The organism is Microbacterium sp. MPR-TSA4, assembly GCF_058792815.1.
This window is the reverse complement of the sequence record NZ_JBXAFF010000001.1, coordinates 239,415-259,522: the sequence shown is the minus strand read 5'-3', so window position 1 is coordinate 259,522 and position 20,108 is coordinate 239,415. Positions and strand designations below refer to the sequence as shown.

The window sequence follows — 20,108 nt, the reverse complement described above, 5'->3', positions numbered from 1 at the left end:
GCCCCCGCCCGGTCGTTAAGCGAGGAGCGCAGCGACGAGTCGAAACGCCCCGCCCCGTCCCGTCCTCAACTGCAAGGCGGGCTGCCCGGCACGCCGCCTCCGCGGGGGATGCGGCGGCGTGTCGCGCGGCATCCCTTGCATTTCGGCTCGCGCCTAGGTCACGCCACGCGCCACGCCCACGCCCCACGCCCCCGCCCCCGGTCGTTGAGCGAGGAGCGCAGCGACGAGTCGAAACGCGGTGTCAGCGGGCGTAGCGCTCGACGAACGCGCGCAGGAGGGCGCCCGTGTGCACGACGGGAAGCCGCCGCACGGCCGCGAGCGTGAGGTCGAGCTCGCCGGGGCCGAAGTAGCCGTAGTCCGCGTAGGCGCGGATGCGTGTCGAGATGCCCTCGACGTCGCATTCCGGGTGGAACTGGGTGGCGTACACGTTCCGGCCCACCCGGAACATCTGCACGGGGCACGCCTCGCCACGCACGAGCAGGGTGGCCGACTCCGGCAGTCGCGAGATCGCCTCCTTGTGCCCGACGAACGCGGTGAACCCGTCGGGCAGCGTCGCCAGCAGCGGGTCGTCGCGCCCGGCATCCGTCTTCTCCACCTCGATCACACTGATCGGCTCACGGTAGGTGCCGTCGATCACCGCTCCCTGGTGCGCGCCGACCGTGCCGACGCCGTAGCAGGCGCCGAAGAACGGGAAGTCGCGGGCCACGACCTCGTCGAGGAGCCCCGCGATCTCCGCTTCGACCCGCCGCTGCACGGGGGACTTCTTCTCGATCGGGTCGGAGGCGTTGAAGGGGCCGCCGCCGACGAAGACGCCCGAATACTCGTCCAGATCGACCTCGCCGAGGGGCCCCGCCTCCATCCGCACCCGGACCAGCTCGTTCGCCGACAGTCCCGTGAAGCGGAGGAAGAGGGCGTACTCCTCGTCGGCGGGCAGATCCTCGGCCCGCGTCGCCAGCAGCAGGAACGGCTTCATCGCCGGCCCTGCTCGATGTAGGCCGTGATCGCCGCGAGCGTCGCCGCGACGGCGGGGTTGCGCGGGCCCTCGTCGCGCGCGACGGCCCAGTACGCGAGCGGGTGCGCGTAGGCGCCGTCGAGCACGCGCACGAGACGGGGGTCCGCATCGCCGAGGAAGTCGGGCAGGATGCCGACGCCCGCCCCGGCCGCGGTCGCCTCGACATGCGCGAAGACGCTCGTCGAGCGCACCGACGCGGGGGAGTCGGGCAGCTCCTGGAGGGCGCGATCGAGCTCATCGACCTGCAGCGAGCTCTCCACGTAGTACACGAGCGGGTGGGCGGAGAGGTCGGCGACGGCGGCGGGGGTGCCCTGCGCGGCGAGGTAGTCGGGGGCGGCGTACAGACGCAGCGCGTAGGAGCACACCGGCGTCGCGTACGCGCGCAGCACCTGCGGCCGGCCGACGACGATCTCCAGGTCGACGCCGGAGCGGTTCTGGCGCACACGCTGCGTCGCCGACAGCAGCTCCACCGCCAGCTGGGGGTGCTCGCGTCGGAGCGCGGTCATCGCGGGCGCCAGGAACACCGACGTGAAGGCGTCGGGGGCGGAGATGCGCACCATGCCGTGCACGGCGTCGGCGTCGTCGCCGTCGACGAGCTCCCGCAGCGAGGCCTCGATGCGCTCGGCGATGGTCACCGCGCGGTGACCGAGGTCGGTGACCTCCCATCCGCCCACCGTCCGCACGAGCACGCGCCCGCCCATCGCGCTCTCCAGCGCCGCGATCCTGCGGGAGACGGTCGAGTGGTTGACGCCGAGCACCTCGGCGGCGGCGGTGTAGCGGCCGAGGCGCGCGACCGAGAGGAAGGTCATCAGCGCATCCAGGGGCGGGTCGGGGGGAGCGAGGGGCATGCCGACGAGTGTGCACCAATGCACACCAGTGGTGCAAGTTTGCCGCTGACGTGTGCATTGATCGATGATTCGTGGCTGCCTACGCTGACGGTGGCGGCCCTCGAGGACGACGGCCGCCGCCCGCGACGACGACCGTCGCCGGTCGAAGGGAGCTGTCATGTCCACGATCGCCTTCATCGGACTCGGCCACATGGGCGCCCCCATGTCGGCCCACCTGGTCGCCGCGGGCCACACCGTGCGCGGCGTCGATCTCAACCCCGCGGCCGCGGCGTCCGCCGCCGAGCGCGGGGTGCAGATCGTCGCGTCCGTGGCCGCGGCGCTCGACGGCGCGGATGCCGCGATCACGTCCCTCCCCAAGCCGGAGCACGTCCGCGCCGTGTACGGGGGGGCCGACGGCATCCTCGCGCACGCGGCGGCATCCACTCTTCTGCTGGACACCTCCACCGTCGATGTGGAGACCTCCCGCTGGTGCCACCGGGAAGCCGCGGACCGCGGTCTCGCTTTCGTGGACGCGCCGATCTCCGGCGGCACCGCGGGAGCCGAAGCGCACACGCTGACCTTCATGCTCGGGGGCGACGCCGCCGACGTGGAGCGGGCCCGGGGGATCGTGGCGCCGATGGCGGGCAACGTCATCGCCTGCGGCGAGGCCGGTGCGGGTATCGCCGCGAAGCTCGTGAACAACATGATGCTCTTCATCTCGGTCATGGCGGTGTCGGAGGGCTCTCAGCTCGCGGAGCAGCTGGGGCTCGACCCGCAGGTGTTCTGGGACGTCGCCCGCGTCTCGTCCGCCGACTCGTGGGCGCTGCGCACCTGGTACCCGGTGCCGGGCATCGTGGAGAAGGCGGCCGCGAACAAGAACTTCGACGCCACGTTCTCCGTCGACCTCGCCCGCAAGGACTGCGGCCTGGCCGTGCAGGCCGGCGACGACACCGGCGTGCACCTGCCGGCGGCGCGTCTCGCGCTGAGCCAGCTCGACGAGCTCATCGCCGAAGGACTCGGAGGCAAGGACTGCACGCTCGTCGCGCGCTTCGCCTCGCCGGACGGCACCCTCCGCGGCTACGACCCGGCGCGCGACGGCGCGGCCGCCGTGGCCTGACCCCCGTACCTGCCCGCCACCGATCCCGAGAGAGCATCCTCATGAGCATCGCCTCCACCGCCTCGTCCACCGCCTCGTCCACCGCCGGGACTCTCACCGCCATCCCGCACGTCGTCGGCGGCGCGCGCGTCACCGGCGACGGTCGGACCGGTCCCGTCTTCAACCCCGCCACCGGCCGGCAGACCGGAGAGGTCGCCCTGGCCTCGGCCGCCTTCGTGCACGAAGCGGCGCGCGTCGCCGCGGCCGCGCAGCGCGGATGGCGCGACACCGGTCTCGGCAAGCGCCAGCAGGTGATGTTCCGCCTCCGCGAGATCGTCGCGGCACGCGCCGAAGAGCTGGCGCGCCTCATCACCGCCGAGCACGGCAAGACGGTCGACGACGCGCTCGGCGAGGTCGCGCGCGGACTCGAGAACGTCGAGTTCTGCACGAGCCTCATGCATCACCTCAAGGGCGACTACTCCGAACAGGTCGCCTCCGGCGTCGACGTCCATCAGGTGCGCCAGCCCGTCGGGGTCGTCGCGTGCATCACGCCGTTCAACTTCCCGGCGATGGTTCCGCTGTGGATGGTGACGACGGCGATCGCCGCCGGCAACGCGGTCATCCTCAAGCCCAGCGAGCGCGACCCCTCGGCCGCCGTCTGGCTGGCCGACGCGTTCGCGGAAGCCGGTCTTCCCGCCGGCATCCTCAACGTCGTCCACGGCGACAAGGAAGCCGTGGACGCCATCCTGGACGATCCGATCGTGCGCGCCGTGTCGTTCGTCGGCTCGACGCCGATCGCGAAGTACATCTACGCGCGGGCCGCCGAGAACGGCAAGCGCGTGCAGGCGCTCGGCGGGGCGAAGAACCACATGATCGTCATGCCGGATGCCGACCTCGACGCCGCCGCGGATGCCGCGGTGTCCGCCGCCTACGGCTCGGCGGGGGAGCGTTGCATGGCGGTCTCGGTCGTCGTGGCGGTCGGCGACGTCGCCGACCCGCTGATCGCGAAGGTCGCCGAGCGCATCGGCGGACTCGTCGTCGGCGACGGCACCGACCCCGACAGCGACATGGGGCCGCTGATCACGCGCGACGCCCTCGACCGCGTGAGCGGGTTCGTGGCGGGCGCCGCCGGCGAGGGCGCGCGCGTCGTGGTCGACGGCCGCGACCTCTCCGTCGACGCGGATGGGTTCTTCATCGGCCCCTCGCTCGTCGACGGCGTCACGCCCGGGATGCGCGTCTACGACGAGGAGATCTTCGGCCCGGTGCTGTCGGTGGTTCGCGTCGCGAGCTACGACGAGGCGGTCGCCCTGGTCAACGGCAACCGCTACGCGAACGGCACGGCGGTGTTCACCCGCGACGGCAAGACGGCGCGACAGTTCGAGTACGACATCGAGGTGGGCATGGTCGGGGTGAACGTCCCGATCCCGGTCCCGATCGGCGCCTTCTCGTTCGGCGGCTGGAAGGATTCGCTCTTCGGCGACACGCACATGTACGGGCCGGAGGCGTTCAACTTCTACACGCGTCGCAAGGTCGTCACCACGCGCTGGCCCGACCCGAGCGAGAGCCAGATCAGCCTCGGCTTCCCGACGCACTGAGCCCCCGGCGATAGGCTGGGAGTCCACATTCCGCTTCATCGTCGGAGGTACACCATGGCGATCGCACGACTGCACGGAGGCCCGCTCGACGGGCAGGTCCTTCCCCTGGACGACGAGAGCCAGGACCGCCTGATCATGCCCTACAGCGAGACCCAGATCGTCTACGAGCGCGCCGGGGCCGCGGAGAACACGGGCGAGGGCGACGGCCCGACGTCGGCCGACTTCCACTTCGTCGAGGCCGAGGACGACATCGATCCCGACCCCGACGGTCGGGACGAGTGAGCACGGAGCCCTCCCGCTCGCTCGAGATCGAGCTCACCTTCGACGTCCACGGCGACACCCCGCTGCCCGACCTGTCGGGTCTGCCGGGTGTCGCCGTCGTCGACGGTCCGGATCGGCGCGAGCTCGACGCCCGCTACCTCGACGTCGAGGGCTACGCGCTCGGTCGCGCCGGCTATGCCGTCCGTCGCCGCACGGGAGGTCCCGACGCCGGCTGGCACATCAAGGGGCCGAAGGGGGCCGACGGCGGCCGCATCGAGACGCACTGGCCGCTGGACGGCGCCGGCTTCGACGACATCGCGGTTCCGGATGCCGTGGCATCCGCCGTCGCACACCTCGTCCCGGGGGCTCTCGCGCCCATCGCGCGGATCCGCAACGACCGCCACGCCTATCTGCTGCGCGACGCCGACGGCGGCGTCGTCGCCGAGTTCGTCGACGACCACGTGATCGCCACCGATGAGCGCCGGCGCGTGGAGACCACGTGGCGCGAATGGGAGTTCGAGCTCGGCCCCGCGGCGCCGACGGCACCCGCCGCCCGCGCCGCCCTGCTCGCGGCCGCCGCCGCCGCGGTCACCGTCGCGGGCGGCCGCCCCGCGGCATCCGACTCGAAACTCGCCCGCGCGCTGGGTCTCTGACGCGCCTTCGTCCGTCCCGTGTGGGCGGTATCGCGCCGCGATCGCGACATCGCGGGACGGACGAACGCGCACGGATGCCGGAAACCACTGACGCCGCCCCCGGCTTCGGATGGGGCGGCGTCAGTCGCAGGAGTCAGCGTACTCCTGGGCTCACAGGTTGATCATGTGACCGGCGAGGCCGTGGAAGGCCTCCTGGAGCGCCTCCGACAGGGTCGGGTGGGTGTGCACGTTGCGCGCGAGCTCGAGGGCCGTGAGGTCCCACTTCTGCGCCAGCGTCAGCTCGGGCAGCAGCTCCGACACGTCGGGGCCGATGAGGTGGCCGCCGACGAGCTCGAGGTGCTCGGCATCCGCGATGAGCTTCACGAAGCCGACCGGCTCGCCCAGGCCGTGGGCCTTGCCGTTGGCCATGAAGGGGAACGTCGCGACCTTGTACTCGCGGCCGGTCTCCTTGTACTGCGCCTCGGTGTAGCCGAACGAGGCCACCTGCGGCGAGCAGAAGGTCGCGCGCGGCATCATGCGGTAGTCGCCGAGCGCCATGGTCTCGGCGCCGCCGATCGTCTCCGCGGCCACGACGCCCTGCGCTTCCGCCACGTGGGCGAGCTGCAGCTTGGCCGTGACGTCGCCGATGGCGTAGATGCCCTCGACGTTGGTGCGCATGAAGTCGTCGATCTCGATGGCACCGCGGTCGGTGAGCTTCACGCCCGTGTTCTCCAGGCCGAAGCCCTCCACGCGGGGGGCGAAGCCGATCGACATGAGCACCTTGTCGGCCTCGATCGAGCCCTGCGCACCGCTCTTGTTGTCGGTGTAGGTGACCGTGACCTTGTCGCCGCTGTCGACGACCGACTCGACCTTGGTGGAGACGAGGATGTCGACGCCCAGGTTCTTGTACTGCTTCGCGATCTCCTTCGAGACGTCCGCGTCCTCGTTCGGGAGGGCGCGGTCGAGGAACTCGATGATCGTGACCTTCACGCCGTAGTTGGTGAGGACGTAGGCGAACTCCATGCCGATGGCACCGGCGCCGACGATGACGATCGATCCCGGCAGGTCGCGGGTGAGGATCTGCTCCTCGTACGTCACGACGTTCTCGCTCAGCGTCACGCCCGGCAGCAGGCGCACGGTGGAGCCGGTCGCGATGATCACGTTGTCGAAGGTGACCTCTTCGGTCGACCCGTCCGACTTCGTCACGGTGATGGCCTTGGGGCCCGTGAAGGAGCCGCGACCCTCGAACTCGGTGACCTTGTTCTTCTTCATCAGGTAGTGGATGCCCTTGACGCGGCCGTCGGCCACGACGCGCGAGCGATCCCACGCCTTGCCGAAGTCGAGCGTGAACTCACCCGAGATGCCGAAGAACTCGGACTTGTGCTTCAGAGTGTGGGCGATCTCGGCGTTCTTCAGGAGCGCCTTCGAGGGGATGCAGCCGACGTTGAGGCAGACACCGCCCCAGTACTTCTCTTCGATGATGGCGACGGACTGGCCGAGCTGAGCGGCGCGGACCGCCGCGACATAGCCACCAGGGCCGGCACCGAGGACGACGACGTTGAAATGAGGCATGGTTCCAGCCTAGTCCTCGGGGGTGGGCGCGGACCGCCGCAGGAGCACCGCCACGAGTGCTCCGAGCGCCGCCGCCACGGCGATGCCGAGGACGATCCAGACCAGCACGGGAACGCCCCCGTCCGCCTCCGCCGACACCGCCGCGGAGGGCGAGGCCGCGGGAGTGCTCGGTGCCGTCTCCGACCCCGCCCCGGCGGTGCCGACCGTGAAGCTGTACTGGCCAGAGACGGGATGGCCGTCGCTGGACACGACGCGCCAGATCACGGTGACGGCGCCGCTGGCCGTGCCGGACAGCGGCTGCGTCAGTCGCGTTCCGTCGAGGCGGGGGTCGCCGTCGGTGAGCGAGGAGCCCGCGGCATCCGTCACGACGACCTCGGTGGCTCCCGGCTCGTCCAGCAGCACCCCGCTGAAGGTCATCGTGAGCTCGTCCGGCATCGCGTCCACCTGGGCGCCCGCGGCGGGGGAGGAGCCGATGAGCTCGTCGTGCGCCCACGCGGGCGTGGCGACGGCGAGCGACAACAGGCCCGCGAGCAGGGCGGAGAACGCGAGGGCGAGCGGGCGGAACGTGTGAACTCTGTGTGACATCACCCTCCTGAGCCTATCCGCGGGTGTCGCCGGGGCGCCCCGCGTCCTAGCATGGCGGCAGGCGGGCACGCCGCTCGCCGTGACCGGGAGGACGGTGCGTGATGGACGCCAGGATGATGGATGCCATGTCGGCGGAGATGACCTCGATGTCGGGCATGCCGGAGATGGATGCTGCCGTGATGCAGGCGTGTATGGACGCCTGCGCTGCGTGCGAGCAGGCGTGCACGATCTGCTCGGTGCAGATGATGGACGGGCACATGATGGACTGCGCCCCGGCCTGCATGACCTGCGCCGACATGTGCAACACGATGATGCGCGCGATGCTGCGGATGCCGGGGATGACGCCGGCGTCGATGATGGCGATGCTCGACGCCTGCATCGCGATGTGTCAGACCTGCATGGACATGTGCATGATGCACGCGGAGCAGAGCCCCGTGTGTGCGATGTGCGCCGAGGCCTGCCGGGCGTGCATGGATGCCTGCATGGCGGTCAAGGACGCCATGATGGCGGCCGCCTGAGCGACCCCGCTCTCCCGCAGAGGTCTAGAGGGGCAGGGCGTTGAAGAGGCGACCGCCCGCGTTCAGCACGTGGTAGCGGCGGTGGTACGCGACCGGTGAGCCGGTCGGGAGCTCCGCCGCAGCCCCGGCGCCGTTCCAGAGCTCGATGACGTCGCCGTCGAGCGAGGCCACGACGACCGTGCCGTCCGCATCGGCGTGCGTGACGATCGCGTCGACCCACTCGGTGGGCGTCGCGGAGACCAGGCGCGCCTGGATGAGGTGCACGGCGTGGCCCGGGGCGAACGAGGAGCAGGCTCCGCCCGTCGCGCACATGCAGATCGCGTCCTGACGCACCGGGGCGGGCGTGAGGCGGTTCTGCGGCGTGGACACGGGGTGTTCCTCTCTTCGGGCGCCGGCGCGGGAATGCGGAGGCGGTCGTGCCAGATTAGGTCGGTCCTCCCGCGGACGCCCGCTCGCCGTCACACGACGACACACGGGGCGCCCCGGATGCGGGTCGATCGACGAAACCGACTCGCGGTCGGGGGTTCGCAGCGCGAGCCGATCCGTTAGGGTGAAAGGGAAGGAGGCCATGGTGGAAGAGAATGCGCGAGACGCTGGTGGCAGCGGCATCCGACGCGACGCCGGGGACGGTGGTTCCGCCGACTCGACGCAGACGTTCGGCCATGACTCCGACCTCTCCTTCGTCCCGTTCGGCACCGATCTGACCGATGTCGAACGCGAGGCCATCGAGGCCCTCCCGGCTCGTGCGGGACTGCTGCTCGTGCGGTCGGGTCCGACCGCGGGCGCCCGGTACCTCCTCGACGCCGACGTCACGACGGTCGGCCGTCACCCCGAGGCGGACATCTTCTTCGACGACGTGACCGTGTCGCGTCGTCACGCCGAGATCACCCGCACCGGCAGCGTCTTCGAGCTGGTCGACCAGCGTTCGCTCAACGGCAGCTACGTCAACGGGGAGCGCGTCGACCGCGCCGTGCTCGTCGACGGGTCCGAGGTGCGCATCGGCAAGTTCCGGCTGAACTTCTTCGCGTCGCCCGTCGACCGTGCACAGGTGACGAGCGGGTGAGCCCGGCCGCATCGCCCCGTGGACGCGCGTCGTCCACGGGTTACCTCAGCATCGGTCAGGTCCTCGCCCGCCTCACCCCGGAGTTCTCCGACCTCAGCGCGAGCAAGCTCCGCTACCTCGAGGTCCAGGGGATCGTCACGCCCCTGCGGACGGAGTCGGGCTACCGCAAGTTCTCGCCGCTGGACGTCGACCGGCTGCGCACGGCGCTGACGCTGCAGCGCGACCACTACATGCCGCTGGCCCGCATCCGCGAGTACCTCGACGAACAGCAGCAGGGCGGGACGGTGGCGCCGCCCGCACCGGCGTCGATCGTGACCGCGCCGCGCCGCTACCGCCGCGACGAGCTGCTGCAGGCGGCCTCGGCGCCTGCAGCCCTGCTCAACGACGCCGTGCGGGCCGGCCTGGTCCCGGCTTCCGAGAGCTACGACGAGAAGGCCCTGGGCGTGCTGCGCGCACTCGTGGCGCTCGACGGCCACGGCATCCAGCCCCGACACGTCCGCGGCGTCCGCCAGGCCGCCGAGCGGGAGGTCGCGCTCGTGGAGAGCGCGTTGACCCCGCTGCTGCGGCGCATGGATGCCGCGTCTCGCGCCCGGGCGGGCGAGCTCGCCCCGGAGCTGCTGCGACGACTCGACGAAGTGCGGACGGCGTTCGTGCACGCGGCCCTCGACCGCATCGTGCCGTGACGCGCGCGCGACACGCCGCGGCCGTGGAAGCGGATGTCGTTGCCGCGGGCACGGTGCTGATCTACCGTGGAGGAAACGACAGAAAGATCGGTGGGAGGCGAGCATGACCGCGCACGACGATGCGCCGGGCGACATCCGGTTCGCCACCGACCTGCTGTTCACCGACGGCCTGCCGCAGATGGACGACGAGGTCGGCTACCGCGGAGCCGTCGCCGCCCGCGCGGCCGGCATCACCTACCGTCAGCTCGACTACTGGGCACGCACCGAGCTCGTGCAGCCGACCGTCCGCGGTGCGAGCGGCTCGGGATCGCAGCGGCTGTACGGCTTCCGCGACATCCTCGTGCTGAAGCTCGTCAAGCGCCTGCTCGACACCGGCATCTCGCTGCAGCAGATCCGCACCGCCGTCGATCAGCTGCGCGCCGCCGGCATCCGCGACCTCGCCGGGACCACCCTGATGAGCGACGGGGCGTCGGTGTACCTCTGCACCTCCAACGACGAGGTCATCGACCTCGTCAGCCGCGGTCAGGGCGTGTTCGGCATCGCGGTCGGCAAGGTGCTGCACGAGGTGGAGTCGACGCTGCTGGACTTCGACCCGCAGGCTCCCGACCCCGTCGACGAGCTCGCCGCCCGCCGCGCGGTCAAGTCCGCCTGAGACGCGTCGAGGCGGGGGAGTTCGACTCGCTGCGCTTCGACTCGCTGCGTTTCGACTCGCGCCTGCGGCGCTCGCTCAACGACCGGTGCGGCGCTCGCTCAACGACCGGTGCGGCGCTCGCTCAACGACCGGGTAGGCGCTCGCTCGACGAGCGGGCGGGTGAGGATCAGGCGCGCTGTTCGCCGGCGGTGATGCGGCCGGTGCGCATGACGCGGTCCAGCAGCGCGTCGAAGTCGCCCGCGAGCTCCTGAGCGGAGTCGCCGGGCCAGATGTGCAGCGGCTTGGCGGCGCCCTGGGCCTGCTGCAGCGAGGTGCGCTCCGGCAGCTGCGGCGAGAGCACGAGCGGGCCGAACATGTCGCGGAGCTCCTTGATGCGGAACTGGTGCTCGATCGACTGCGGGCGCACCCGGTTCACGACGATGCCCAGAGGCTGCAGTCGCGGCGAGAGGCCGCGGCGGATCTCCTCGATCGCGCGCAGCGCGCGGTCGGCGGCGGCGACCGAGAACAGGCCGGGCTCGGTGACCACGACGACGCGGTCGGATGCCGCCCAGGCAGTGCGCGTGAGCGCGTTGAGCGAGGGAGCGCAGTCGATGAGGACGAGGTCGTAGTCCGCCTCGATCGTCGCGAGGGCCTCCTCGAGCTTCCACACGTCGCGCACGCTGGGGTGCGGACCGTCGAAGTTGATCGCGGACGGGCTGCCGATCATCACGTCGATCGTGCCCGGATGCACCTTGGCCCACCCGCTGGAGGTGATGGCCTGACGGACCACCTTCTCCTTCGGATTGGCGAGCACGTCGGCGACGTTGAGGCGTCCCGCGACCTGGATGTCCATGCCCGTCGACACGTCAGACTGCGGGTCGAGGTCGACGACGAGAGTCCGCACTCCCCGAGCGAACGCCGCGGAGGCGAGGCCGAGAGTCACGGTGGTCTTGCCGACACCCCCCTTGAGCGAGGAGACGGAGAGTACGTGCACGAGGCTCTACGTTACCGTCCCCTAGGCTGTGAGGACACTCAGGCCCTCGTGAAAAGTGGGCCCGTCGGGGAATCAGGGTCTCTCGGCACGCGAGGGCCGCTCGGAGAAGAGGTGCGCATGTTCCGCAAGATCCTGGTGGCCAATCGCGGAGAGATCGCGATCCGGGCGTTTCGCGCGGCGTTCGAGCTCGGCGCGCGCACCGTCGCGGTGTACCCCTACGAGGACCGTTACTCTCTCCACCGTCTCAAGGCCGACGAGGCGTATCAGATCGGCGCCGCCGGTCAGCCGGTGCGGGCCTACCTCGACGTGGACGAGATCATCCGCGTCGCCAAGGAGTCCGGCGCCGACGCGATCTACCCCGGGTACGGATTCCTGTCCGAGAACCCCGAGCTCGCCGCGAAGGCGGCCGAGAACGGCATCGTCTTCATCGGGCCGCCGTCGCGGGCGTTGGAGATGGCCGGAAACAAGGTCACGGCGAAGGAGCACGCGATCGCCGCGGGCGTGCCCGTGCTGCGCTCGACCGCGGCATCCGACGACGTCGAGCTGCTCGTCAGCCAGTCCGACGGCATCGGCTTCCCCATCTTCGTCAAGGCCGTCGCCGGCGGTGGCGGACGCGGCATGCGTCGCGTGGAGAAGAAGGAGCAGCTCGCACCGGCCATCGCCGAGGCGATGCGCGAGGCGGACAGCGCGTTCGGCGACGCCCGGGTCTTCCTGGAGCAGGCCGTCCAGCGGCCCCGCCACGTCGAGGTGCAGATCCTCGCCGACAAGACCGGTGAGACCGTCCACCTGTTCGAGCGCGACTGCTCCGTGCAGCGCCGGCACCAGAAGGTGATCGAGATCGCCCCGGCGCCCAACCTCGCCGACGACGTCCGCGAGAGCCTGCACCGTCACGCGGTCGCGTTCGCCCGCTCGATCGGGTACGAGAACGCCGGCACCGTCGAGTTCCTGCTCGAGACGGCAGGCCCGCGGACGGGTGAGGTCGTCTTCATCGAGATGAACCCCCGCATCCAGGTCGAGCACACCGTGACAGAGGAGGTGACCGACGTCGACCTCGTGCAGTCGCAGATGCGCATCGCCGCGGGGGAGAGCCTCGCCGACCTCGGGCTGCACCAGGAGGACATCCGTCTGCGCGGAGCCGCCCTGCAGTGCCGCATCACGACCGAGGATCCGACGCAGGGCTTCCGGCCCGACACCGGCAAGATCACCACGTATCGCTCGCCCGGAGGCGCCGGTATCCGCCTCGACGGCGGCACCACCGCGGCCGGCTCGCAGGTCAGCCCGCACTTCGACTCGATGCTCGCCAAGCTCACGTGCCGGGGACGTGACTTCGCGGCGGCCGTCGTGCGCTCGCGGCGCGCTCTCGCCGAGTTCCGCATCCGGGGGGTCTCGACCAACATCCCGTTCCTGCAGGCGGTGCTCGACGACCCCGCGTTCGTGGCGGGCGATGTCAGTACGGCGTTCATCGACGAGCGGCCGGAGCTGCTGCGGGGGCGGGAGTCGAAGGACCGCGGATCGAAGATCATCGCCTGGCTCGCCGACACGACCGTCAACCGGCCGAACGGCGAGAACCCGCTGACGGTCGAGCCGGCGACGAAGCTGCCGCGCATCGACCTGTCGGCCGCGCCGGTCGCCGGCTCCCGCCAGCGCCTGCGCGAGCTCGGCCCCGCCGGCTTCGCCCGGGCCCTGCGCGAGCAGACGGCCCTCGCGGTGACCGAGACGACGTTCCGCGACGCCCACCAGTCGCTGCTCGCCACGCGCGTCCGCACGCGCGACCTCGTGACGGTCGCGCCCTACGTGGCCCGGTTGACCCCGCAGCTGCTGTCGGTCGAAGCCTGGGGAGGCGCCACGTACGACGTCGCGCTGCGCTTCCTGGGGGAGGACCCCTGGGAGCGTCTCGACGCGCTCCGACAGGCGCTGCCGAACGTCGCGATCCAGATGCTGCTGCGCGGACGCAACACCGTGGGCTACACGCCGTACCCCACCCGGGTCACCGACGCCTTCGTCCGGGAGGCCGCGGCATCCGGCGTCGACATCTTCCGCATCTTCGACGCGCTCAACGACGTCTCCCAGATGCGTCCCGCCGTCGATGCCGTGCTCGAGACGGGCATCGCCGTCGCGGAGGTCGCGCTCTGCTACACCGGCGACCTGCTCTCGCCGTCGGAAGACCTCTACACCCTCGACTACTACCTGCGCCTCGCGGAGCAGATCGTGGATGCCGGGGCGCACGTGCTCGCCATCAAGGACATGGCCGGGCTCCTGCGCCCGGGGGCGGCCGCGCGCCTCGTGCGCGCCCTCCGCGAGCGCTTCGACCTCCCGGTCCACGTCCACACCCACGACACGGCGGGCGGACAGCTGGCGACGCTGCTGGCCGCCGGCGCTGCCGGTGCCGACGCGGTGGATGCCGCGGCGGCCCCGATGGCGGGCACGACGAGTCAGCCGTCGCTGTCGGCCCTCGTGGCCGCCCTGGCCCACACGGAGCGCGACACCGGGCTCGACCTCGACGCGGTCTCCGACCTGGAGCCGTACTGGGAAGCCGTCCGCCATCTCTACCGTCCCTTCGAGTCGGGCCTTCCCGGACCCACCGGGCGGGTGTACCGCCATGAGATCCCCGGCGGGCAGCTGTCCAACCTCCGGCAGCAGGCGATCGCGCTGGGCCTGTCGGACGACTTCGAGCTGATCGAGGACATGTACGCCGCCGCCGACGCCATCCTCGGACGCGTTCCGAAGGTCACACCGTCGTCGAAGGTCGTCGGCGACCTGGCCCTCCACCTCGCCGCCGTCCGCGCCGACCCCGCCGACTTCGAGCAGAACCCGGAGAAGTACGACGTGCCCGACTCCGTCGTCGCCTTCATGGCCGGCGAGCTCGGCGACCTGCCCGGAGGCTGGCCCGAGCCCTTCCGCACCAAGGTGCTGCGCGGCCGTGAGGTGCGCACGGGGGTCACGGAGATCTCGCCGGAGGAGGCCGCCGCGCTGGATGCCGACTCGGCGACGCGACGCGCCACCCTCAACGGCCTGCTCTTCCCGGCGCCGACGGCCGCGTTCCGCGAGGTGCGCGAGACCTACGGCGACCTCAGCGTCCTCGACACCGCCGACTACCTCTACGGCCTCACGCCGGGAACCGAGCACGTCGTGCAGATCGAGCGCGGGGTGCAGCTCTACGTCGGGCTCGAGGCGATCGGCGAGGTCGACGACAAGGGCATGCGGACCGTCATGACGACCCTCAACGGCCAGTTGCGTCCCGTGTTCGTGCGCGACCGCGCGATCGCGGTCCAGACGCGTCAGGCAGAGAAGGCCGACACGTCGATCCCGGGCCAGGTCGCCGCGCCGTTCTCGGGGGTCGTGACCCTCGTGGCCGGGATCGGAGAGCGGGTGACGGCCGGGCAGCCGGTCGCCTCGATCGAGGCGATGAAGATGGAGGCGGCGATCACAGCGCCGGTCGACGGCGTCGTGGAGCGGTTGGCGATCGCGTCGCCGGCTCCCGTCGAGGCGGGCGACCTTTTGCTCGTCGTCCGACCCGCCGAGTAGCCTGGGTCGGGGGCGCGTGACGTCCCGCGAGCCATGGGGGTCGGGGATCGACCCGTCGATCGGGCGGCGACGCCGCGATCGTGCGGTCCTCACGAGGACCCCGAACCGGCCGACGCCCGCCGCGGTGACGGCCTGAATCTGGAGTGTGCATCCGTGCCTGACCGCAACGAGAACGCGACCGAGGACGTCGACAACGGCGTGCTGGAGACGTCTGCCGGCATCGACACGACGGGCATCGGCATCGTCGACGGTGCGACCGCTCAGGTGGATGTCGCCCTGCCCGTCGCGGCCGACGAGGACGACTACCTCGACGACGACGACGTCGTGCTGGACGACGACCTGACCTACGCCGCCGCCGCGGCTCCGGCGAGCGTCGAGGCTTCCGACCTCGTCGCCGACGACGAGATCCACGAGGCCGTCGTGGACGACGACGAGGACGACGACAACGAGGAGCACCCGTCGACGACGGCCGAGGAGCCGTCCGAGGCTCCGACGGTCGAGGACGCCGACGAGATCGCCGCCGTCACGGTCGCGGTCGCGGCATCCACCGATCTCGCGCATCACGAACGCGTGCGTCCGCGCACGTCCGAGGTGACGCTGCAGTCGCGCCGGCTGGGCGACTTCGAGGCGGGCCGCGAGAGCTCGGACCTGCTGACGGCCGACCGTCTGCTCGACCCCGCCCGCGCGACGCGGCCCGAGCCGGAGGGCACCTGGCAGCACCTGGTGTACACGCTGTCGGGGCGGCGCATCAACCTCGGTGACGGCAAGCGCGCCCGGGCGCGCAAGGATCTCGATCGCCGGATCGCGGCTCCGCTGCACGGCGGAGCCAAGTTCGTGCCGGTGCTCTCGCGCAAGGGCGGCGTCGGGAAGACGACCGTCACGACGCTGCTCGGGATGGCGCTCGCGGATGCGCGGGAGGATCGCGTCATCGCCGTCGACGCCAACCCCGACCGCGGCACGCTCGCCGAGCGCATCGGCCGCTCGAGCGGCAAGACCGTGCGCGACCTCGTCCGCGCCCACGCCGACGTGCGCGGGTTCAACGACATCTCGGAGATCGTCGCCCGCGACCACACCCGGCTCGACGTCATCGCGTCGGACACCGACCCGCACGTGTCGGAGGCGTTCAACGACTCCGACTACAACGCGGTCGCCGACGTCGCCGCGCACTTCTACTCGCTCGTGCTCACCGACACCGGCACCGGCATCGTCCACGCGGTCATGGGCGCGACGCTCGACCGCGCCGACCAGATCATCGTGGTCGCCGGATTGAGCGTCGACGAGGCGCGGCTCGCGTCGGAGACCCTCACGTGGCTGGAGAGCAACGGCTTCGCCGATCTCGTCCGCGGAGCGGTCGTCGTGCTCAATACGGCCCGCCCGGGGGCGCCGCTCGTGCGCGCCGACGAGCTCGAGGCGCACTTCGCCACCCGCGTGGGGCGCGTCGTGCGGATGCCGTACGACCCGCACATCGCGTCGGGCAGCGCCATCGTCTTCCGCGACCTGCAGCCCGAGACGCGGGCGGCCGCGCGCGAGCTCGCCGCGATCGTCGTCGAGAGCCTGCGTCAGCGGGCCGCCGCCTGATGGCCGTCCGGCCGATCCGCCTGTTCGGCGACCCGGTGCTGCGCGCACCCAGCGCGCCCATCGAGGTCGTCGACGACGGCATCCGCGGCCTCGTGCAGGATCTGCTCGACACCGTGGAGCTGCCGGGGCGGGCCGGTGTGGCGGCGCCGCAGATCGGCGTGGGGCTGCGCGCGTTCAGCTACAACATCGACGGCGACATCGGATACGTGCTCAATCCGGTACTCACGGACGTCGCCGGCGAGCCGCAGCTCGTCGGCGAGGGCTGCCTGTCGGTGCCCGATCTGTGGCACGACACGCTGCGCTACCCCTGGGCCCGCGTCGTGGGCATGGACCTCGACGGTGCCGAGCTCGTCCTCGAGGGGGAGGGGCTGATGGCCCAGGCGCTGCAGCACGAGACCGATCACCTCGACGGGATGCTCTACATCTCGCGTCTGAGTCCCGAAGAGCGCAAGATCGCGATGCGCCGGATCCGCGAGTCGAACTGGTTCTGACGAGGAAGGGGGCCCGTCGTGCGCGACCGGCCCCCTTCCTTGCGGACGCGACGCTCAGCCGAGCGAGACGTTCGTCGTGGTGACCGGCACGGTGTAGATGTCGTCGACGGCATCGGCGAAGTCGCTGAGGATGACGTTCCGCTTGATGCTCATCTTCGGAGTCAGGTGACCGCTGGCCTCGGTCCACTCCGAGCCGAGGATCGTGAACTTGCGGATCGACTCGGCGCGCGACACGTTCTTGTTCGCGATGTCGACGGCCCGCTGCACCTCCTCGCGCACCTTCGGGTTCTGTGCCGCCTCCGCGAGCGACATGTCGGCGGGCAGCCCGTTGTTGGCCAGCCACGTCGGCAGCATCTCGGGGTCGAGCGTGACGAGCGCCGAGATGAAGGGCTTCTGGTCGCCGACCACCACGACCTGCCCGATGATCGGGTTGGCGCGGATCGGGTCCTCGAGTGCGGCGGGGGCGACGTTCTTGCCGCCCGCGGTGACGATGATCTCCTTCTTCCTCCCCGTGATCGTGAGGAAGCCCTCGCTGTCGAACGAGCCGATGTCGCCGGTCTTGAACCACCCGTCGTCGAAGGCGGCGGCCGTCGCCTCGTCGTTGCGCCAGTACTCCTTGAACACGTTGATGCCGCGGACCTCGATCTCGCCGTCGTCGGCGAGGCGCACCCCCACGCCGGGGAGCACCGGACCCACGGTGCCGATCTTCGACTTCGTGGCGAGGTTCACGGTCGCCGGCGCGGTGGTCTCGGTGAGGCCGTAGCCTTCGAGGATCGTCACCCCGAGACTGTGGAAGAAATGGCCGAGACGTGGGCCGAGCGGCGCGGAGCCGGACACGGCGTAGGTGACGCGGCCTCCCATCGCCTCGCGGAGCTTCGAGTAGACGAGTCTGTCGAACAGGGCGAACTTGATCTTGGTGCCCAGCGGGATCTTCTTGCCGTCCTGCAGCAGGCGGGAGTGCTCGATCGCGGTGTGGGCCGCGGCGCGGAAGATCTTGCCCTTGCCGCCGGCCTCGGCCTTCTGCTCGGCGGAGTTGTAGACCTTCTCGAACACCCGGGGGACGGCCAGCAGGAACGTCGGCTTGAACGAGCCCAGCGCGGGCAGCAGCTGCTTCGTGTCGGGCTGGTGACCGGTCTTCACGCCCGCGTGGACGTCGAGGATCGAGATGAACCGCGCGAAGACGTGCGCGGTCGTGATGAACAGCAGCGTCGATGCGCCGCCCGGCGTGTTCATGACCTCGGCGAGGGCCTTCGCCGCGTTGCGGGACAGCTCCACGAAGTTGCTGTGCGTGAGCACGCATCCCTTCGGCCGTCCCGTCGACCCGGAGGTGTAGATGAGCGTGGCGATGTCCGAGCCCACCGCGATGCTCCGGCGGCGCTCGATCTCGGCATCCTCGATGCCCGTCCCGCCGGCGCGCAGCGTGTCGAGGTCGCCGTCGGCCATGGTCCAGACGTCGCGCACGAGGGGCACCTCCGACCGGATCTCGGCGATGCGGGCGGCGTGCTCGGCGGATTCGGCGATCACGGCGATCGCGCCGGAGTCGGAGAGGATCCAGCTGATCTGCGCCGCCGAGCTGGTCTCGTAGATGGGCACCATGACGGCGCCCGTGAAGAAGAGGGCGAAATCGACGAGCGTCCACTCGTAGGTGGTGCGGGCGACGAAACCCACCTTGTCGCCGGGGGCGATGCCGGCCGCGGCGAAGCCCTTCGACAGCGCGATCACTTCGCGCTCGAACGCGGCGGCGGTGATGTCGCGCCATCCGTCACCGTCGGGGACGGCGAAGAGCGCGAGGGACGGCGTGGCCTTCACCCGCTCGACGAGCAGGTCGGCGACATTGGCCTGCGGGTCTGCGGGCACGACCGCGGGGACTTCGAACTGTACGGCGCTCATGGGCGGCAACTCCTTCGGTACCGGGTGGCGTCGGCGATCGACGGCTGGAATCGAGTCTAACTGCTGGTGACACTCAGTCCCACAGTGGACAGGGTCCGTCCCAAAAGCACGGTCTGCCCGGACCGTAGGTCTGTCCTGTCCACACTAGACTCTCGGATGCCGTGCCGCCCGGGCCGGCCGGAAGGGAGCGCCGTGCTCAACGTCGGCATCGACATCGGCGGGACGAAGATCGCCGGAGGTGTCGTCGACGACACCGGTGCGATCATCGAGCGCACGCGCGTCGCGACGCCCGTCGACACCGGCGCCCTCGCCGAGGCGGTCGCGGCGATGGTCCACGACCTCGCGTCACGGCACGACGTCGGCGCGGTGGGCGTCGCCGCCGCGGGCTACATCGACCGCACGCGGTCGGTCATGCTGCACTCGCCGAACATCGACTGGCACAACGAACCGCTGCGCGCCGAGTTCGAGGCGCGGATCGGCCGTCCGGTCACCCTGGAGAACGACGCGAACGCCGCCGGCTGGGGCGAGTACCGCTTCGGAGCGGGCCAGGGATCGACCGACATGGTCATGGTCACCCTCGGCACGGGCGTCGGCGGTGCCGTGATCAACGACGGGCGACTGCTCATCGGCGCGAACGGCAGCGCCGCGGAGCTCGGCCACCTGCGCTTCGTGCGCGGCGGGCGCCCCTGCGGGTGCGGACAGAACGGCTGCCTCGAGCAGTACGCGTCCGGCCGTGCGCTCCAGCGGGAGCTGGGCGACATCGCCGACGGCGGCGGAATCGGCGCCCGGCTGGCCGCGCATCGCGGCGCGGACGGGATCGTCCCCGCGGCCGATCTCGCGCTCCTGCTCAGCGAAGAGGATGCCGGGGCGGTCGAGGCCGTGCGCCGTGTCGCCACGGCGCTCGGCGAGGCCTGCGGCGCCTTCCAGGCGGTGCTCGACCCCGACCTCTACGTCATCGGCGGTGGGGTGGCGGATCTGGGCGAGGTGCTGCTGGAGCCGACGCGGATCGCCTACGAGACGTCGCTTCCCGGCTTCGGCGATCGGCCGACCGCCCGCTTCACCGTGGCCACGCTCGGCAACGACGCCGGGCTCGTGGGCGTCGCCGACCTCGCGGGCCTGCGGAGCCGATGAGACGCCCACGCCGATGAGCGGGGG

At 71.2% G+C, this 20,108-nt stretch carries 19 protein-coding genes; 12 read left to right on the top strand and 7 right to left on the bottom strand.

Annotated elements, in window-relative coordinates; translation table 11 throughout:
- Window positions 1-241: 241 nt before the first annotated feature.
- Together AC1Q49_RS01260 and AC1Q49_RS01255 are read right to left on the bottom strand one after the other, a co-directional pair.
- Complete coding sequence (locus tag AC1Q49_RS01260; protein ID WP_101306498.1) at window positions 242-973, bottom strand: glutamine amidotransferase; 732 nt, start codon at window positions 971-973, stop codon at window positions 242-244.
- Window positions 970-1,821, bottom strand: coding sequence for a LysR family transcriptional regulator (locus AC1Q49_RS01255; protein WP_060958782.1), 852 nt, complete (start codon window positions 1,819-1,821; stop codon window positions 970-972). Before AC1Q49_RS01255 ends, AC1Q49_RS01260 begins: the two co-directional genes overlap by 4 nt.
- 196 nt (window positions 1,822-2,017) lie before the next feature.
- Here AC1Q49_RS01255 and AC1Q49_RS01250 point away from each other — a divergent pair, with 196 nt between their 5' ends.
- The 4 genes from AC1Q49_RS01250 to AC1Q49_RS01235 are packed head-to-tail and all read left to right on the top strand — an operon-like array spanning window position 2,018 to window position 5,444.
- Entirely contained in the window at window positions 2,018-2,956 is a 939-nt protein-coding gene (locus tag AC1Q49_RS01250; RefSeq protein WP_492490700.1) for an NAD(P)-dependent oxidoreductase, read from the top strand.
- Between the two features lie 41 nt (window positions 2,957-2,997).
- A complete protein-coding gene (locus AC1Q49_RS01245; RefSeq protein ID WP_061781701.1) occupies window positions 2,998-4,530 on the top strand; it encodes a CoA-acylating methylmalonate-semialdehyde dehydrogenase in 1,533 nt (510 codons plus the stop codon).
- A 54-nt stretch (window positions 4,531-4,584) separates the two neighbouring features.
- The gene (locus AC1Q49_RS01240; RefSeq protein ID WP_060958779.1) at window positions 4,585-4,812 is read left to right on the top strand and encodes a hypothetical protein; all 228 of its coding nucleotides are present in this window, start codon (window positions 4,585-4,587) and stop codon (window positions 4,810-4,812) included.
- Window positions 4,809-5,444, top strand: coding sequence for a CYTH domain-containing protein (locus AC1Q49_RS01235; RefSeq protein WP_492490699.1), 636 nt, complete (start codon window positions 4,809-4,811; stop codon window positions 5,442-5,444). The genes AC1Q49_RS01240 and AC1Q49_RS01235 overlap by 4 nt, the downstream gene beginning before the upstream one ends.
- A gap of 150 nt (window positions 5,445-5,594) precedes the next feature.
- Here the strand turns inward: AC1Q49_RS01235 and lpdA are convergent, their stop codons facing one another.
- Both lpdA and AC1Q49_RS01225 read right to left on the bottom strand, forming a co-directional pair.
- Window positions 5,595-6,995 (bottom strand): dihydrolipoyl dehydrogenase, encoded by a 1,401-nt coding sequence (lpdA, locus tag AC1Q49_RS01230; protein ID WP_060958777.1) that lies wholly within the window; start codon window positions 6,993-6,995, stop codon window positions 5,595-5,597.
- A 9-nt stretch (window positions 6,996-7,004) separates the two neighbouring features.
- Window positions 7,005-7,580: a copper resistance CopC family protein gene (locus AC1Q49_RS01225; RefSeq protein ID WP_191008712.1), complete on the bottom strand. Its 576-nt coding sequence runs from the start codon at window positions 7,578-7,580 to the stop codon at window positions 7,005-7,007.
- Between the two features lie 125 nt (window positions 7,581-7,705).
- Here AC1Q49_RS01225 and AC1Q49_RS01220 point away from each other — a divergent pair, with 125 nt between their 5' ends.
- Window positions 7,706-8,098, top strand: a complete 393-nt coding sequence (locus tag AC1Q49_RS01220; RefSeq protein WP_492490698.1) for a four-helix bundle copper-binding protein — start codon at window positions 7,706-7,708, stop codon at window positions 8,096-8,098.
- 24 nt (window positions 8,099-8,122) lie between these two features.
- On the opposite strand, the gene AC1Q49_RS01215 is transcribed toward AC1Q49_RS01220, so the two are convergent.
- A complete protein-coding gene (locus AC1Q49_RS01215; protein ID WP_101306494.1) occupies window positions 8,123-8,467 on the bottom strand; it encodes a hypothetical protein in 345 nt (114 codons plus the stop codon).
- A 199-nt stretch (window positions 8,468-8,666) separates the two neighbouring features.
- On the opposite strand from AC1Q49_RS01215, the gene AC1Q49_RS01210 reads away from it, so the two are divergent.
- The 3 genes from AC1Q49_RS01210 to AC1Q49_RS01200 all read left to right on the top strand — a co-directional run bounded on the left by AC1Q49_RS01210 (window position 8,667) and on the right by AC1Q49_RS01200 (window position 10,496).
- Window positions 8,667-9,161: an FHA domain-containing protein gene (locus AC1Q49_RS01210; protein WP_174524643.1), complete on the top strand. Its 495-nt coding sequence runs from the start codon at window positions 8,667-8,669 to the stop codon at window positions 9,159-9,161.
- Window positions 9,158-9,844, top strand: coding sequence for a transcriptional regulator FtsR (ftsR, locus tag AC1Q49_RS01205; protein ID WP_061781703.1), 687 nt, complete (start codon window positions 9,158-9,160; stop codon window positions 9,842-9,844). The genes AC1Q49_RS01210 and ftsR overlap by 4 nt, the downstream gene beginning before the upstream one ends.
- A 103-nt stretch (window positions 9,845-9,947) precedes the next feature.
- Complete coding sequence (locus tag AC1Q49_RS01200) at window positions 9,948-10,496, top strand: MerR family transcriptional regulator (RefSeq protein WP_060958772.1); 549 nt, start codon at window positions 9,948-9,950, stop codon at window positions 10,494-10,496.
- A gap of 166 nt (window positions 10,497-10,662) precedes the next feature.
- Here the strand turns inward: AC1Q49_RS01200 and AC1Q49_RS01195 are convergent, their stop codons facing one another.
- A complete protein-coding gene (locus AC1Q49_RS01195) occupies window positions 10,663-11,469 on the bottom strand; it encodes a ParA family protein (RefSeq protein ID WP_060958771.1) in 807 nt (268 codons plus the stop codon).
- A gap of 117 nt (window positions 11,470-11,586) precedes the next feature.
- On the opposite strand from AC1Q49_RS01195, the gene AC1Q49_RS01190 reads away from it, so the two are divergent.
- From AC1Q49_RS01190 to AC1Q49_RS01180, 3 genes are read left to right on the top strand one after another with little or no spacing between them, the layout of a single operon-like run.
- The gene (locus AC1Q49_RS01190; protein WP_492490697.1) at window positions 11,587-14,994 is read left to right on the top strand and encodes a pyruvate carboxylase; all 3,408 of its coding nucleotides are present in this window, start codon (window positions 11,587-11,589) and stop codon (window positions 14,992-14,994) included.
- A 33-nt stretch (window positions 14,995-15,027) separates the two neighbouring features.
- Window positions 15,028-16,572: a MinD/ParA family ATP-binding protein gene (locus tag AC1Q49_RS01185; RefSeq protein ID WP_492490696.1), complete on the top strand. Its 1,545-nt coding sequence runs from the start codon at window positions 15,028-15,030 to the stop codon at window positions 16,570-16,572.
- Window positions 16,572-17,063, top strand: coding sequence for a peptide deformylase (locus AC1Q49_RS01180; RefSeq protein ID WP_060958769.1), 492 nt, complete (start codon window positions 16,572-16,574; stop codon window positions 17,061-17,063). The genes AC1Q49_RS01185 and AC1Q49_RS01180 overlap by 1 nt, the downstream gene beginning before the upstream one ends.
- A 54-nt stretch (window positions 17,064-17,117) precedes the next feature.
- Here AC1Q49_RS01180 and AC1Q49_RS01175 read toward each other — a convergent pair whose 3' ends face one another.
- The gene (locus AC1Q49_RS01175) at window positions 17,118-18,953 is read right to left on the bottom strand and encodes an AMP-dependent synthetase/ligase (RefSeq protein WP_492490695.1); all 1,836 of its coding nucleotides are present in this window, start codon (window positions 18,951-18,953) and stop codon (window positions 17,118-17,120) included.
- Between the two features lie 192 nt (window positions 18,954-19,145).
- Here AC1Q49_RS01175 and AC1Q49_RS01170 point away from each other — a divergent pair, with 192 nt between their 5' ends.
- Entirely contained in the window at window positions 19,146-20,084 is a 939-nt protein-coding gene (locus AC1Q49_RS01170; protein WP_492490703.1) for an ROK family glucokinase, read from the top strand.
- The last annotated feature ends 24 nt before the right edge of the window (window positions 20,085-20,108 follow it).

Excerpts from the sequence above, each read along its gene's own strand:
- AC1Q49_RS01190 (WP_492490697.1), top strand. The coding sequence starts at position 11,587 with ATGTTCCGCAAGATCCTGGTGGCCAATCGCGGAGAGATCGCGATCCGG.
- AC1Q49_RS01255 (WP_060958782.1), bottom strand. The coding sequence starts at position 1,821 with ATGACCTTCCTCTCGGTCGCGCGCCTCGGCCGCTACACCGCCGCCGCC.
- AC1Q49_RS01180 (WP_060958769.1), top strand. The coding sequence starts at position 16,572 with ATGGCCGTCCGGCCGATCCGCCTGTTCGGCGACCCGGTGCTGCGCGCA.
- AC1Q49_RS01260 (WP_101306498.1), bottom strand. The coding sequence starts at position 973 with ATGAAGCCGTTCCTGCTGCTGGCGACGCGGGCCGAGGATCTGCCCGCC.
- AC1Q49_RS01210 (WP_174524643.1), top strand. The coding sequence starts at position 8,667 with ATGGTGGAAGAGAATGCGCGAGACGCTGGTGGCAGCGGCATCCGACGC.
- AC1Q49_RS01240 (WP_060958779.1), top strand. The coding sequence starts at position 4,585 with ATGGCGATCGCACGACTGCACGGAGGCCCGCTCGACGGGCAGGTCCTT.
- AC1Q49_RS01220 (WP_492490698.1), top strand. The coding sequence starts at position 7,706 with ATGTCGGCGGAGATGACCTCGATGTCGGGCATGCCGGAGATGGATGCT.
- AC1Q49_RS01225 (WP_191008712.1), bottom strand. The coding sequence starts at position 7,580 with ATGTCACACAGAGTTCACACGTTCCGCCCGCTCGCCCTCGCGTTCTCC.
- AC1Q49_RS01200 (WP_060958772.1), top strand. The coding sequence starts at position 9,948 with ATGACCGCGCACGACGATGCGCCGGGCGACATCCGGTTCGCCACCGAC.
- AC1Q49_RS01175 (WP_492490695.1), bottom strand. The coding sequence starts at position 18,953 with ATGAGCGCCGTACAGTTCGAAGTCCCCGCGGTCGTGCCCGCAGACCCG.
- AC1Q49_RS01185 (WP_492490696.1), top strand. The coding sequence starts at position 15,028 with ATGGGGGTCGGGGATCGACCCGTCGATCGGGCGGCGACGCCGCGATCG.
- AC1Q49_RS01250 (WP_492490700.1), top strand. The coding sequence starts at position 2,018 with ATGTCCACGATCGCCTTCATCGGACTCGGCCACATGGGCGCCCCCATG.
- lpdA (WP_060958777.1), bottom strand. The coding sequence starts at position 6,995 with ATGCCTCATTTCAACGTCGTCGTCCTCGGTGCCGGCCCTGGTGGCTAT.
- AC1Q49_RS01245 (WP_061781701.1), top strand. The coding sequence starts at position 2,998 with ATGAGCATCGCCTCCACCGCCTCGTCCACCGCCTCGTCCACCGCCGGG.